At 71.3% G+C, this 13,951-nt stretch carries 15 protein-coding genes and 1 other RNA gene; 9 read left to right on the plus strand and 7 right to left on the minus strand.

The features are described 5' to 3' along the window. Positions 1 to 65 precede the first annotated feature (65 nt). From hisB to hisA, 4 genes are all read left to right on the plus strand, one after another. Positions 66 to 653 carry an imidazoleglycerol-phosphate dehydratase HisB gene (hisB, locus tag I5731_RS13110; protein WP_197311855.1) on the plus strand — a complete coding sequence of 196 codons (588 nt, stop codon included), beginning with the start codon at positions 66 to 68 and terminating at the stop codon, positions 651 to 653. A gap of 52 nt (positions 654 to 705) precedes the next feature. After that, positions 706 to 1,200 carry a DUF2628 domain-containing protein gene (locus I5731_RS13115; RefSeq protein ID WP_197311856.1) on the plus strand — a complete coding sequence of 165 codons (495 nt, stop codon included), beginning with the start codon at positions 706 to 708 and terminating at the stop codon, positions 1,198 to 1,200. Positions 1,201 to 1,226: 26 nt separating this feature from the next. Beyond that, the gene (gene hisH, locus I5731_RS13120) at positions 1,227 to 1,886 is read left to right on the plus strand and encodes an imidazole glycerol phosphate synthase subunit HisH (protein ID WP_197311857.1); all 660 of its coding nucleotides are present in this window, start codon (positions 1,227 to 1,229) and stop codon (positions 1,884 to 1,886) included. A 165-nt stretch (positions 1,887 to 2,051) separates the two neighbouring features. Continuing rightward, positions 2,052 to 2,783 carry a 1-(5-phosphoribosyl)-5-[(5-phosphoribosylamino)methylideneamino]imidazole-4-carboxamide isomerase gene (hisA, locus tag I5731_RS13125; protein ID WP_197311858.1) on the plus strand — a complete coding sequence of 244 codons (732 nt, stop codon included), beginning with the start codon at positions 2,052 to 2,054 and terminating at the stop codon, positions 2,781 to 2,783. A gap of 15 nt (positions 2,784 to 2,798) precedes the next feature. On the opposite strand, the gene recR is transcribed toward hisA, so the two are convergent. The 4 genes from recR to ffs form a co-directional block, all read right to left on the minus strand. Next, a complete protein-coding gene (gene recR, locus I5731_RS13130) occupies positions 2,799 to 3,407 on the minus strand; it encodes a recombination mediator RecR (RefSeq protein WP_197311859.1) in 609 nt (202 codons plus the stop codon). 34 nt (positions 3,408 to 3,441) lie between these two features. Next, positions 3,442 to 3,768: a YbaB/EbfC family nucleoid-associated protein gene (locus I5731_RS13135; protein ID WP_197311860.1), complete on the minus strand. Its 327-nt coding sequence runs from the start codon at positions 3,766 to 3,768 to the stop codon at positions 3,442 to 3,444. A gap of 59 nt (positions 3,769 to 3,827) precedes the next feature. After that, positions 3,828 to 5,702, minus strand: coding sequence for a DNA polymerase III subunit gamma/tau (locus tag I5731_RS13140; RefSeq protein ID WP_197311957.1), 1,875 nt, complete (start codon positions 5,700 to 5,702; stop codon positions 3,828 to 3,830). Between the two features lie 166 nt (positions 5,703 to 5,868). Beyond that, positions 5,869 to 5,967, minus strand: an RNA gene (ffs, locus tag I5731_RS13145) — signal recognition particle sRNA small type. Positions 5,968 to 6,127: 160 nt separating this feature from the next. Between ffs and hisF the strand changes: the two genes are divergently transcribed. The 3 genes from hisF (at position 6,128) to coaA (ending at position 8,470) form a co-directional block, all read left to right on the plus strand. Next, entirely contained in the window at positions 6,128 to 6,925 is a 798-nt protein-coding gene (gene hisF / locus I5731_RS13150) for an imidazole glycerol phosphate synthase subunit HisF (protein ID WP_197311861.1), read from the plus strand. 151 nt (positions 6,926 to 7,076) lie between these two features. Beyond that, on the plus strand, positions 7,077 to 7,400 hold the full coding sequence (locus I5731_RS13155) for a phosphoribosyl-ATP diphosphatase (protein WP_197311862.1): 324 nt from the start codon (positions 7,077 to 7,079) through the stop codon (positions 7,398 to 7,400). 104 nt (positions 7,401 to 7,504) lie between these two features. Next, a complete protein-coding gene (coaA, locus tag I5731_RS13160) occupies positions 7,505 to 8,470 on the plus strand; it encodes a type I pantothenate kinase (protein WP_197311863.1) in 966 nt (321 codons plus the stop codon). A 198-nt stretch (positions 8,471 to 8,668) separates the two neighbouring features. Here the strand turns inward: coaA and I5731_RS13165 are convergent, their stop codons facing one another. From I5731_RS13165 to I5731_RS13175, 3 genes are all read right to left on the minus strand, one after another. Continuing rightward, positions 8,669 to 9,463 (minus strand): NAD(P)-binding domain-containing protein, encoded by a 795-nt coding sequence (locus I5731_RS13165; RefSeq protein WP_197311864.1) that lies wholly within the window; start codon positions 9,461 to 9,463, stop codon positions 8,669 to 8,671. A 78-nt stretch (positions 9,464 to 9,541) separates the two neighbouring features. Further along, positions 9,542 to 10,519 carry a transcriptional regulator GcvA gene (gene gcvA, locus I5731_RS13170; RefSeq protein WP_197311865.1) on the minus strand — a complete coding sequence of 326 codons (978 nt, stop codon included), beginning with the start codon at positions 10,517 to 10,519 and terminating at the stop codon, positions 9,542 to 9,544. A 53-nt stretch (positions 10,520 to 10,572) separates the two neighbouring features. Continuing rightward, the gene (locus tag I5731_RS13175; RefSeq protein ID WP_197311958.1) at positions 10,573 to 11,646 is read right to left on the minus strand and encodes an LLM class flavin-dependent oxidoreductase; all 1,074 of its coding nucleotides are present in this window, start codon (positions 11,644 to 11,646) and stop codon (positions 10,573 to 10,575) included. Positions 11,647 to 11,965: 319 nt separating this feature from the next. On the opposite strand from I5731_RS13175, the gene I5731_RS13180 reads away from it, so the two are divergent. After that, entirely contained in the window at positions 11,966 to 12,697 is a 732-nt protein-coding gene (locus I5731_RS13180; RefSeq protein ID WP_197311866.1) for an SDR family NAD(P)-dependent oxidoreductase, read from the plus strand. Between the two features lie 68 nt (positions 12,698 to 12,765). Beyond that, positions 12,766 to 13,851: an LLM class flavin-dependent oxidoreductase gene (locus tag I5731_RS13185; protein ID WP_197311867.1), complete on the plus strand. Its 1,086-nt coding sequence runs from the start codon at positions 12,766 to 12,768 to the stop codon at positions 13,849 to 13,851. Positions 13,852 to 13,951 lie beyond the last annotated feature (100 nt).

Below are 13,951 nucleotides of genomic sequence, written 5' to 3' on the forward strand. Positions count from 1 at the left end.
GCGCCGGACGGCTTGCTAAAGGAGGCAGCGGAAGGCCGGCGCGATCCCCGGCCCGCGGAGAGCCCATGCGCACGGCGACGATTGCCCGCAAGACCAGCGAAACCGACATCACCGTCACCGTGAACCTCGACGGCAGCGGCGTCGCCGACATCGAGACCGGCGTCGGCTTCTTCGACCACATGCTGGCGCAGGTCGCGCGGCACGGGCTGATCGACCTCACCATCCGCGCGAAGGGCGATCTCCACATCGACGACCACCATACCGTCGAGGACGTCGGCATCGCGCTCGGCAAGGCGGTGCTGCAGGCGCTCGGCGACAAGAAGGGCATCACCCGCTACGCCGACGTGCACCTGCCGATGGACGAGGCGCTCACCCGCTGCGCCATCGACGTCTCCGGCCGGCCCTATCTCGTGTTCCGCGCGCCGTTCGCGACGCCGAAGATCGGCGGCTTCGACACCCAGCTGGTCGAGGAATGGTTCCGGGCCTTCGCGATGAACGCCGGCATCACGCTGCACGTCGAGACGCTCTACGGCGGCAACGACCACCACATCGCCGAAAGCTGCTTCAAGGCGCTGGCGCGCGCCCTGCGCCGTGCACTGGAGATCGACCCGCGCCAGGCCGATCGCATTCCCTCCACCAAGGGCGCATTGTGAGCACGGCTGTGGCCGGCGCCGCGTGGCCGCGGCCCGGCCGGGGAGGTGATCGATGAAGCTCTATACCGTGCACCTGCCGCCGGAAACGCCGGCCGCGAAGGCCGCCGACAAGGCGCTGTTCATCCGCGACGGCTTCTCGTGGTTCGCCCTCGTGCTGCCGTTCGTCTACGTGCTCTGGCACCGGATGTGGTGGGTGCTGCTCGGCGTTGTCGCCGCCGCGGGCGCGATCGAGGTCGCTGCCCGCGCGGCCGGCCCCGCCGCCGGCACGATCCTCTCGATCGTGTTCGCGCTGGCGTTCGCCACCGAGGCGAACGGCCTGCGCCGCTGGACGCTCGCCCGCAAGGGCTGGCGCTACGCCGGCACCACGGTCGGCGGCTCGCTGGAAGAGGCCGAACGCCGCTTCTTCGAGACCGGCGTCCCAGCAGCCGCCACCGGACGGCCGCTGCCGGCGCCCGCCCAGGCCGCGCCGCGCCCGGGCCTTGCCGCCCGCGATTCGATCATCGGCCTCGGCCCGGGCTTCGCCGGCTCGGCGCGCCCGGCCCGCTGACGGCCGCCGGAGATTTTCGAGAGATCATGACTGTCGCCATCATCGACTACGGCTCCGGCAACCTCCGCTCCGCCTCGAAGGCGTTCGAGCGCGCGGCGCGGGACATCGGCTATGCCGGCGCGGTGGTCGTCACCGCCGATCCCGACGTCGTCGCCCGTGCCGACCGCATCGTGTTGCCCGGCGTCGGCGCCTTCGCCGACTGCCGCCGCGGCCTCGGCGCCGTCTCGGGCATGACCGAAGCGCTGACCGACGCCGTGCTCGGCCGCGGCCGCCCGTTCTTCGGCATCTGCGTCGGCCAGCAGCTGATGGCGGGGCGCGGGCTTGAGAAGGAGACCACCGAGGGTCTCGGCTGGATCCCCGGCGACGTCACGCTGCTTCGCCCGTCCGACCCGGCGCTGAAGGTGCCGCACATGGGCTGGAACACCATCGACCTCACCGACGCCGGCGCGGCGCATCCGGTGCTCGCCGAGCTCTCCACCGGCGAAACCGGGCTGCACGCCTATTTCGTGCACTCCTACCATCTCGCGGCGGTCGACCCGGCGCACGTCCTCGCCCGCGCCGACTACGGCGGGCCGGTGACGGCGATCGTCGGCCGCGACACGATGATCGGCACCCAGTTCCACCCCGAAAAGAGCCAGCGCCTCGGCCTCGGCCTGATCGCGAACTTTCTCGCCTGGGCGCCGTGACGGCGCCGCCGGTCGCCCGGAGCGCGCCGTCCACTTGCCGCGCGGCAGGCCTGCGCGCCGGCGCGGCGTCGCGCCACCGGCCGGCGGCCGCCGCTGCCGACGCCGGGTCCGCTCTTGCCGGCCGCACCATTCCTCCGATGCCCCGCCGGCCGTGAAGGTGACCCGATGATCCTCTATCCCGCGATCGACCTGAAATCCGGCCAGTGCGTGCGCCTGAAGCTCGGCGACATGGCCGAGGCCACCGTCTACAACGACGACCCGGCCGCGCAGGCGCGCGCCTTTGCCGAGCTCGGCTTCCCCTGGCTGCACGTCGTCGACCTCGACGGCGCCTTCGCCGGGGCCTCGCAGAACGGCGCCGCGGTCGACGCGATCCTCAAAGCCACGTCGATGCGGGTGCAGCTCGGCGGCGGCATCCGCGACCGCGCCGCGATCGAGGCCTGGCTGGAGAAGGGTGTCGCCCGCGTCATCCTCGGCACCGCGGCGCTGCGCGATCCGGATCTCGTGCGCGACGCGGCCTGCGCCCACCCCGGCCGCATCGTGGTGGGCATCGACGCCCGCGGCGGCCGCGTCGCCGTCGAGGGCTGGGCGGAATCCTCCGACCTCTCGGCGATCGACCTCGGCCGAAAGTTCGAGGACGCCGGCGTCGCCGCCATCGTCTACACCGACATCGACCGCGACGGCATCCTGAAGGGCCTCAACATCCCCTCGACGCTGGAGCTCGCCCGCGCCGTCTCGATCCCGGTGATCGCCTCGGGCGGCCTCGCCTCGATCGCCGACGTCGAGCGCCTGCTGGAACCCGACTGCGCCATCCTCGACGGCGCCATCACCGGCCGCGCGCTGTATGACGGCCGGCTGGACGCGCGCGAGGCGCTAGCGTTGATCGCGGCCGCAGCCTAAACGCCGCGGCTCGCCTCAAAACGGCTGCCGCGACCGGATCGCCGCCGTCAGCGTGCCCTCGTCGAGGTAGTCGAGTTCGCCACCCACCGGCACGCCGTGGGCGAGGCGGGAGACTTTCAATGGCAGGCCGGCGAGTTGGTCGGTGACGTAGTGGGCGGTGGTCTGGCCGTCGACGGTGGCGTTGACGGCGAGGATGATCTCCTTCACCTCGGGCCCCGCGGCGCGGGCGACGAGGCCGGCGATGGCGAGGTCGTCGGGGCCGACGCCGTCGAGGGCGGACAGCGTGCCGCCGAGCACGTGGTAGCGGCAGTCGACCGCGCCGGCGCGCTCCAGCGCCCAGAGATCGGCGACGTCCTCCACCACCACGATCACCGAGCCGTCGCGGCGCGGATCGGTGCAGACGAAGCAGGGATCGGCGGTATCGACGTTGCCGCAGGTGCGGCAGGTCGTGACCTTCGCCGCCGCCGTCGCCATCGCCTCGGCGAGCGGGATCAGCAGCAGCTCCTTCTTCTTGACGAGCTGCAGCGCCGCGCGCCGCGCCGACCGGGGCCCGAGCCCCGGCAGGCGCGCGAGCAGCTGGATCAGCCGCTCGATCTCGGGGCCGGTGACGCGCCGCGCCGCCATCAGGGTCTCGCTTTCGAAAGTTCGGGACGGGAAATCAGAACGGCAGCTTGAGGCCGGCCGGCAGGTTGAAGCCGCCCGTCACCGCCTGCATCTTCGCCGCCACCGCCTCGTCGAGCTTGGCGCGGGCGTCGGCGTGCGCCGCGACGATCAGGTCCTCGAGGATCTCCGCCTCGTCCGGGTTGAGCAGCGAGGGGTCGATGGCGAGGCGGCGCAGGTCGCCCTTGCCGGCGAGCGTCACCTTGACGAGGCCGGCGCCCGAAGCGCCCTCCACCTCGATCAGCGCGATCTCGGCCTGGGCCTCGCCGATCTTCGCCTGGATCTCCTGCGCCTGCTTCATCATCTTGCCGAGATCGCCGAACATGGCCGTTCTCCGTCGTTTGAGGGGCGGCGGTCCGCCCGGTTGCAGCGTGCGTCTCGCCGTCAGTCGTCGTCGAGGTCGCGGAACATCGCGTCGAGGTCGTAGGCGTCGGGGTCGAAGCCGTCGGCGCCGTAGTCGGGCGGCAGCGGGCCGTCGCCGGGAGCGCCGAGGCCGGGCAGCGGCTCGTCGAGCACCGAGCGCACGTCGACGATCTTGGCGCCGGGGAAGCTCGCGAGGATCGCGGAGACGAGCGGATCGGCGCGCGCCTCGTCTTCCAGGCTGCGCTTCTGCGTCTCGCGCCGCTCCTGCACGGTGGCGGCGCCGTCCTCGCGCGAGACGGCGACGATCCAGCGCCGGCCGGTCCATTCGGTCAGCTTGCGGCCGAGCTCGCCGGCAAGGTTCGGCCCGGCGCCGGGGCCGGGGTTGATCTCGATGCGGCCGTCCTCGTAGCGCACCAGGCGCACGTGCCGCTCCAGCGCGACTTTGAGGCCGATGTCGCGCCGGGCCGCGGCGAGCGCGATGACGTCGTCGAAGGCGGCGAGCACCGGCGCCTCGGCCGGCCGCGGCGCCGCCGCCGGATCGGGCGCGAGCCGGGCGGTTGCGCCGGCCGGTGCGCCCGCGGGGGTCGGCAGCGAGCGAAGTTGCGGCGCGCGGGCGGTCGTCGCCCCGGTCGACGCGGCGGAGGCACCGCCGCCACTACTGCCGCCGGGCGCGGCCGGGCCGCGGCCGGGGGCTGCGCCGCCGCGCATGTCGGCGAGCGCCTTCAGCGCCTCGTCGGGCGTCGGCAGGTCGGCGGCATAGGCGATGCGCACCAGCACCATCTCGGCGGCGGGCAGCGGCCGCGGCGCGGTCTGCACCTCGGCGATGCCCTTCAGCAGCATCTGCCAGGCGCGCGCCAGCACGCGGACGGGCAGGGTGCCGGCGAAACTCCGGCCGCGCTCGCGCTCGGTCTCGGTCAGCGAGGGATCGTCGGCGCTCGCCGGCACCAGCTTGGTGCGCGTCACGAGGTGAGTGAAGGCGGCGAGGTCGGAGAGCACGACGGCCGGGTCGGCGCCGGTGTCGTACTGGTCGGCGAGTTCGCCGAGCGCCCCGGCGATGTCGCCCTTCATCACCATCTCGAAGAGGTCGATGACGCGGCCGCGGTCGGCGAGGCCGAGCATGGCGCGGACCTCGGCGCCGTCGACGCGGCCGCCGCCGTGGGCGATCGCCTGGTCGAGGATGGTGAGCGAATCGCGCACCGAGCCTTCGGCGGCGCGCGCGATCAGGGCGAGCGCCTCGTCGTCGACGACGACGTTCTCGGCGGCGGCGATGCCGGAAAGGTGCTTCACCATCAGCCCGGCGTCGACGCGGCGGAGATCGAAGCGCTGGCAGCGCGACAGCACGGTGATCGGGACTTTCCGGATCTCGGTGGTCGCGAACACGAACTTCACGTGCTCCGGCGGCTCTTCCAGCGTCTTCAGCAGCGCGTTGAACGCCGCCGTCGAGAGCATGTGCACCTCGTCGACGATGTAGACCTTGTAGCGGGCCGAAACCGGCTTGTAGCGCGCGGCATCCGTGATCTCGCGGATGTCGGAGACGCCGGTGTGCGAGGCGGCGTCGATCTCGATCACGTCGACGTGCCGGCCCTCCATGATGGCGCGGCAGTGGATGCCGAGTTCCGGCATCGCCACCGACGGGCCGGAGGCGCCGCCCTCGACCTCGTAGTTGAGCGCGCGGGCGAGGATGCGGGCGGTTGTGGTCTTGCCGACACCGCGCACGCCCGTCAGCATCCAGGCCTGCGCGATGCGCCCGGTGGCGAACGCGTTCGACAGCGTCTGCACCATCGGCCCGTGGCCGATCAGGTCGTCGAAATTCGAGGGGCGGTATTTGCGGGCGAGGACGCGGTAGCCGGCGGCGGGTGCGCCCGGCGTCGCCGCGGCACGGGCCTCGCCGGGCATGGTCGGCGAGCCGGTTCCAGCGGTGTCCAGCGGCCCGGCTGCGCCGGCGTCGTCGTCAGCCGTCACGGCGGCACTCCCGGCTCGTCCGTCGATCTCCGCCGGCACCGCCACGAAAGCGGAGCCCCCGGCCTCATGGCCGCGGGCCTGAAGCCGGCGCTGGCGGAAGGGTGGGAGGCTGACCTGTGACCCGAGCCAGGGCTCGTTGGGGCTGCTTCCTTCCGGACCTGACCCGGTTGGCGAGTGGCACGTCCACCGCCAACCTCCCGACCCTCATATCTCAGCGCCGGACCCCGATTGCAAGAGGCTTGTCCTCGAACCCCGCGGCGTCGATCCCGCGCCCCGCTGGACGCGTCCCGCCGCGGGCGCTAGGAAAGCCGGAGAAACTTCCCCCCGCCGGCCATCCGCCGGAACCCTTGCGAGCCCCCATGCTGAAAGCCCGCGTCATTCCCTGCCTCGACGTCAAGGACGGCCGCGTGGTGAAGGGGGTCAACTTCGTCGACCTGCGCGATGCCGGCGACCCGGTCGAGGCCGCCGGGGCCTATGACGCCGCCGGGGCGGACGAGCTCTGCTTTCTCGACATCACGGCGAGCCACGAGGCGCGCGGCACCCTGATCGACGTCGTCGAGCGCACCGCGGCGCTGTGCTTCATGCCGGTGACGGTGGGCGGCGGCGTGCGCACGGTGGAGGACATCCGCACCCTGCTGCTCGCCGGTGCCGACAAGGTGTCGATCAACTCGGCCGCGGTGAACGACCGCAGCTTCGTCGGCCGCGCCGCCGACAAGTTCGGCGACCAGTGCATCGTCGTCTCGATCGACGCCAAGCGCGTCTCGGGCGCGGGCGAGGCGCCGCGCTGGGAGATCTTCACCCACGGCGGCCGCAAGGCGACCGGCATCGACGCCGTCGATTTCGCCCGCGACGTCGTCCGCCTCGGCGCCGGCGAGTTGCTCGTCACCTCGATGGACCGCGACGGCACCAAGTCGGGCTTCGACATCGCGCTGACCCGCACCATCGCCGACGCGGTGCACGTGCCGGTGATCGCCAGCGGCGGCGTCGGCACGCTCGACCATCTCGTCGAGGGCGTGCGCGACGGCCATGCGACGGCGGTGCTCGCCGCCTCGATCTTCCACTTCGGCACCTTCTCGATCCCTGAAGCGAAAGCCCACATGGCCGCGGCGGGTATCCCGGTCCGCCTCGACGAGGCCGGCGAGCTCGGCGCGGCCTGACACGCCACGGCGAGACGGGCCAAATTGTCCGCACATTGCAGTGCAGCACGTCGCCACGTGCGCACTGCGGCAATCGGCGGGCGGACCCGGATTTCATTTTAACGGCTTTGGGTCTAGGAGTCGTCGCGAACGCCCGCAGGACTTGCGACGAATGAACAATTTCTCTCTGGAAGACCTCGAGCGCATGATCGCCGAGCGAGCGGCCGGGGGCGATCCCGCGTCCTATACGGCCAAGCTCGTCGGCAGGGGCCTGCCGAAGTGCACCCAGAAGCTCGGCGAGGAAGCGGTGGAGACGGTGATCGCCGCGCTCTCCGGCGACCGCACCGAGATCACCAAGGAAGCGGCCGACCTGCTCTACCACCTCCTCGTGGTGCTGATGGTCACCGGCGTCCCGCTCGCCGACGTGCTCGCCGAACTCGAAAGCCGCACGGTGCGGACCGGGCTCGAGGAAAAGGCGGCGCGCAAGCCCGTCTGACGCCGCCACCCGCCACCCCGCACCAAGGACCTTCGACGGCCGGCATGACGACACCTCGCCCCGCCCGCCGCCAGAACGCCCGCCCGCCGAAGGGAACGGACGCGATGGACCAGTTGAACCCGCCGCTCGCCGATCCCCGGATCTCGCCTTACCGGACCTACACCAAGGCCGAATGGGCGGACCTGCGGCAGGGCATGCCGATGACCCTCGACGTCTCCGACCTCGGCCGGCTGCGCAGCCTCGGCGACCCGCTGTCGATCGACGAGGTGGCGATGGTCTACCTGCCGCTGTCGCGGCTGCTGTCGCTCTACGTCGAGGCGACGCAGGGGCTGCACAACGCCACCCAGCGCTTTCTCGGCCAGACCGAGCGCAAGATGCCCTTCGTCATCGGCATCGCCGGCTCGGTCGCCGTCGGCAAGTCGACCACGGCGCGCATCCTCAAAACCCTGCTGGCGCGCTGGCCGTCCAGCCCGCAGGTCGACCTCGTCACCACCGACGGCTTCCTGCTGCCGAACGCCGTGCTGAAGGCCGAAGGGCTGATGGAGCGCAAGGGCTTTCCGGAGAGCTACGACCTGCCGTCGCTGCTCGCCTTCCTCTCGGCGATCAAGGGCGGCGAGCCGCAGGTGCGCGCGCCGGTCTATTCGCACCTCGTCTACGACGTGGTGCCGGGCGAGGAGGTCGTCGTCGACCGCCCCGACATCCTGATCCTCGAGGGTCTCAACGTGCTGCAGACCAGCCGGCTGCCGAAGGACGGCAAGGCGGTGCCCTTCGTGTCGGATTTCTTCGATTTCTCGATCTACATCGACGCGCCGGAGGCCGATCTCCGCAGCTGGTACATCGACCGCTTCATGCGCCTGCGCCAGACCGCCTTCCGCGACCCGCGGTCCTATTTCGCGCGCTACGCCGAGATCTCCGAGGAGGAGGCGACCAAGGTCGCGACCGGCCTCTGGGAGCGCATCAACCTCGTCAACCTCACCGACAACATCCTCCCGACGCGGCCCCGCGCGGACCTCATCCTCGGAAAGAGCGGCACCCACGGCATCGACACGGTGATGCTGCGAAAGCTGTGAGGGGGGGTAGGTTGCGGCAGCGCCGCACCCCCTCATCCGGCCTTCGGCCACCTTCTCCCGCAAGGGGAGAAGGGACTATCTGCAAGACCTTGAATTAGTTACGTTCCCCTGCGCCTGCGGCTCCTTCCCCTTCTCCCCTTGCGGGAGAAGGTGCCCGAAGGGCGGATGAGGGGGCCAGCCTCTCCGCAACCACCAAACTCAGTCCACCTTCTCGGGCTTGCGCAGCCGCTCCGCATGCGCGGCGATCGACTCCAGCGTCGCCTCGACCGCGTCGAACCAGCCGGTCTCGCGGAAGCGGGCGCGGCCGTGTTCGTTGAGGCCGCCGCGGGTCTCGTGGTGGGCGGGATCGACCGTCTCACCGGCGGCGAGCGCCTGCAGCGTCACCTCGGCGAGGCCGTCGTACATCGAGCGGACGTAAGCCGTGGCGGCGTCCTCGGCCATGCCGCGCTTCAGGAGCCAGGCGACGACGCGGTTCTGCATCTCGTAGTGCGACGACATCAGCGCGCTGGCGATGCCGATCGCGTGCAGGTCCGCCTCGCGCGTCGCCACCACGAGGTCGCCGAGGCCGGAAAACAGGTCCTCGACCACCGGGTTTGCCGGATATTGCACCACCGGCCCCTTGCGGAAGCGGATCGGCGGCAGCGGGTTGACGCGAACGACGGCGGCCGCGGGCGCCACCGCCGCGCGCACCACGTCGAGCGGCACGCCGGCGAGGAAGCTCACCACGGTCTGGTCCTCGCGGAACGGCAGCCCGGCGGTCGCCTCGCCGAGTTGGTTCGGCCGCATGCCGAGGAAGACGACGTCGCTTCCCTCGACCACCGCGGCGCTCGACGCCGCCCGGGTGACGTCGGCATGGGCGGCGGCGAGCGCCGTGGAGATCGCCTCCGAGCGCGGCGAGACGAGGATCGCGACGCGGCCGGCGTGCGTCTCCTCGAGGCCGCCGATCACGGCGGCGGCAAGCGTTCCGGTGCCGACGAATCCAAGGCGCAGCATCAGTCAGTCCTCCTCTTGAGGCGAGGGATGGGGTAAAGGGGTCCGGAGACGGGGAAATGCGACAGGCCGGGCGCCGGCTCAGTCGCTCGCGTCGCCCTCGCCGCGGATCCAGCGGCGGAACTCGGCGACGGCGGGCTTTTCGGAGAAGTCGTGGCTGGTGAGGAGGTGAAACCCTTCGCCGGTCTCGATGTCGACGTCGAACGGCCGCACCAGACGCCCGGTGCGCAGGTCGTTCTCGACGAGGAGCTGGCTGGCGAGCGCGACACCCTGGCCCTGCACCGCGGCGTCGAGCATCAGCCCGGAATCGTTGAAGTAGAGCGTCTCGTCGAAGCTGACCCCGGCGATGCCGGCGGCGGCGAACCAGGCCGCCCAGAGGCTGGAATTCACCACCTGCAGCAGCGTGTGCTTGGCGAGATCGCGCGGGCTGACGATCACCGGGTCCTCGCGCAGCAGCGACGGGCTGCACACCGCGAACAGCCGGTCGCGCCCGAGCTTTTCCACCCGGGCGTTCGGCCAGTTGCCGTGGCCCCAGCGGATCGCGACGTCGATGTCCTGGCGGTCGAAGTCGACCGGATCGTTCGAGGCGAGCAGGGTGATCTTGATCTGCGGATTGAGCTGCATGAAGCGCTTCAGCCGCGGCACCAGCCACCGCGAGGCGATCGCCGGCGGGGCGTTGACGCAGAGCACGGTGGGCGCCTTCGGGTCGGCGATGCGGTCGCAGGCGCGGGCAAGCAGCGACATCGCCTCGCCGACGGCGCTGGCGAGCGCGGTGCCCTCGCGGGTGAGTTCCATCCGCCGCGGCATGCGGCGGAACAGGCGCACATCGAGCAGGTCCTCGAGCTGGCGGATCTGCTGGCTGACGGCCGACTGGGTGACGCAGAGTTCCTCGGCGGCGGCGGTGAAGTTGCCGTGGCGGGCGGCGGCGTCGAACACGCGGAACAGGTTGACCGGCGGCAGCCGCATGCTCCGGCGCCCGCCGCTGCCGTCGGAGCCGGCGGGCGCCGGCGCCGCATCGTGCTCCTCGCTGCCGAGGCGCGTCACGTCGCCGGATTTCATGCCGCGTTCCTCATGCCGCTTCCCTGTTCTCCACGGCTGTCATGTCCCGCCCCTCACGCCGCATCCTTGAGGTCGACGTTGCGCAGGTCCACCAGCCCCTCGAGCTGGGGGATCACGTCGCAGCCGAAGCGCTCCATCGAGGCGAGCGTCTCGCGCCGGCCGATGCCGGCAAAACCCATGAAGCAGGAAAGATGCGTCGGCTGCAGCGCGCCGAGTTCCTCGGCGAGCTTCTCGGCGCAGTAGTCGGCCGGGCCGATCACCGCGTTCTCGAGGAAATCGTCGAGCGGCGGCTCGTCGTTGAGCGGCATCAGCCGGAGGAACGGCCCGTCGCGGCTCGGCTGCACGGTCGAGAAGGAGACCGCGGCGCGGGCGAGGTCGCGCACGCACTGCGCGGCATGGCGGGCGTCCTCGGCGTCGTCGGTGACGTAGATGTAGCGCTGCACCGCGAGCGGCATCGTCGCCGGATCGCCGCCCGCCGCCTGCCAGTGCTGGCCGATCTCGTCGCGCGTCGCGGTCGCGGCGGCAAGGCCGCGGTGGCCGAAGCTCATGAACGGCGTATGGCCGCCGCGCGCCATCCGCGCGATCAGCGCGGGATGGCTCGAGGCGACGAAGGTATCGGGCATCGCGAGGCCGAACGGGCGCATCGAGAGCTCGGTGCGCGGCACGCGGTAGTGCGCGCCGGAAAACTCCACGACGCCGGAGGTCAGCCCCTGCTCGAGGATGGTCCAGGCTTCCATCATCCGGGCGTGGCGCTCGCCGGGATCGACGCCGAAGCGGTCGAACTCGTGCGGCTGGTATCCACAGCCGAGCCCGAGCGCGAGGCGGCCGCGGGTCAGCAGGTCGGCGAAGGCCGCCTCCTGCACGAGGCGCAGCGGATCGTACAGCGGCAGCGCCAGCACGGCCGGGCCGAGGCGGATATTGCGCGTCTCGGCGGCGCAATGCGTCACCATCAGCAGCGACGACGGGCAGATCGAGTGATTGGTGAAGTGGTGCTCGGCGAACCAGGCGACGTCGAAGCCGAAATCCTCGGCCATCTTCACCGCGTCGATCGTGGTCTTCAACACGGACGCCGGCGACGTGTTGCGGTCGTAGAGGCCCATCAGGTTGAAAAGCCCCAGCTTCGCCATCACGTCCTGCTCCGCGGCCGAGAGGGCGCCTGGCCCTCTCGCGTTCAAATTGCTTCACCTTCCCAAAGCATAGGCGCCGATCGCGCGGGACCGCAAATTAGTGCTGCTAATGCGGCCCTTAGCCCACCTTCCGCCGCGCCCCGGCAGCGTCTGCGCTTATCGGGATATCAGAATTCATCGTTTGCCGGCTCCGATCCCGGTCGGTGACACTGCTTAACGAAAAGCACGGACCCGCCGCCGGCTCCTCCCGGGAGACCCGGACGGCGACGACCGGCGGCGCAATCCCGGCGCGGGGCGGGACCGAGCGAGGGGCATTCCGATGCAAGGCAAGATGGTCATCGTCACGGGCGGCGGCAGCGGGCTCGGCCGGGCCGTAGCGCTGGCACTGGCGACCGCCGGGGCGTCGGTCGCGATCGTCGAGCTCGACGCTGCCGCGGCGTCGGCCGTGGTGGCCGAGATCGAGGCCGCCGGCGGCGCGGCCTTCTCCGTCATCGGCGACATCACCACTCGCGAGAGCGCCGCGGCGCTGGTCGACGCGGCGGTGGCGAAGGCCGGCCGCATCGACGGCCTCTGCAACTGCGCCGGCGTCTATCCGCGCAAACCCATCCTCGACATCTCCGACGCCGACTGGGACTTCAGCTTCTCGGTCAACGTGCGCGGTCTCTACGATGTCTCCATCGCCGTCATCAAGCACATGCAGGCGGCCGGCGGCGGGCGGATCGTCAACGTCGCCTCGATCGACGCGCTGAAGGCGCATCCGAAGAACGCCCACTACGCCGCGATGAAGGCGGCCGTGGTCAGCCTGACGAAGAGCATGGCGCTCGCTTGCGCCCCCGACAACATCCTGATCAACGGCGTCGCCCCGGCCGGCATCGCCACCGAAAAGGCGAAGGCCGCCGGCTTCCTGCCGGAACTCGCGGCCCAGACCGCGCTCGGCCGCGCCGCCGAGCCGGACGACGTCGCCGACGTCATCGTCTTCCTTCTCTCCGACAAGAACCGTTACATGGTCGGTGAGACGGTGGCGATCAGCGGCGGCTACTTCATCGCCTGAGTGCGTCCGGTCCTGCGCCGGACGGCGCGGGGCAGGGGGTTCAACCACCAAAACGAAAAGTATCCGTCATGCATTTCGGTCTCTTCAACCTCATGGGCCTTCGCGACAATCCCGGCGGCGTCGGCGGTGTCATCGAAGACACGCGCACGATGGTGCGGCTCGCCGAGGACATCGGCTTCGAGATCGCGTGGTTCGCGGAGCATCATTTCACCAACTACTCGGTGAGCGTGTCGCCGCTGATGATGGCCGCCCACATGGCCGGCCTCACCAGCCGCATCCGTCTCGGCGCCGGCGTCGTCGTGCTGCCGCTCTATCACCCGATGCGCGTCGCGCAGGAGATCGCCCTCCTCGACCAGATCTCCGGCGGCCGCGCCGTGCTCGGCGTCGGCACCGGCTACCAGGCCTACGAGTTCGAGCGCTACGGCGCCGACGTTGCCAAGAAGACCGAGATATTCCTCGAATACTGGTCGATCGTCGAACAGGCGCTGACCGAGGGCCGCGCCGCCTTCGACGGCCAGTACATCCAGATCCCCGAGGCGGTGTTCACCGTGCGCCCCGTGCAGCGGCCGCTGCCGCCGATCTACTGCACCTCGCCGCATCCCCCGATCCTGAAGGCGATCGCGAAGTGGGGCGGCATGCCGTTCATCACCGCCGGCTGGCGCGGCTCGAAGGCCCTCGTCGGCATCGCCGGCCAGGTCCGCGACGCCTGGGAGAAGGCCGGCCTCGACGGCGCGACCATGCCGGTGGCGCTGCAGCAGTACGTCCACATCACCGACAGCGCCGACGAGGCGATGGAGGCGGCCGAACGCGCCCGCTACGTCGGCCGCATGGTCTACGGGCTGCGCTCCAACGTGCTCACCCTCGACGGCTCGTTCGTCCAGGCGGCCCCGTTCCCGGACGAGCCGCCGCTCGAGACCTTCCGCGACAACCTGCTGATCGGCGACGCCCATCACGTCGCCGAGCGTCTCGTCGAGGAGATCCGGGCGCACAACCCGGTGCACTACAACTGCTTCTTCCAGTTCGGCGACATGCCCGTCGCCCGCGCCCGCCGCTCGCTGGAGCGCTTCGGCGCCGAGGTGCTGCCGCTGGTCGAGAAGGCCGTCGGCCCGCTGTCGGAGATCGGCCGCCGCGCCGCTCCGATCGCCGCCGAGTGAACGACACCGCGCGGCGGGCCGGGGGCGGCCCGCCGCGCGGAGGACGATTTTCCGCAACCGGTAACGATGCGGCCGCGCGAACGGCCGCACATCACCACGC

It is taken from the genome of Methylobrevis albus, from assembly GCF_015904235.1.
GTDB lineage: Bacteria > Pseudomonadota > Alphaproteobacteria > Rhizobiales > Pleomorphomonadaceae > Methylobrevis_A > Methylobrevis_A albus.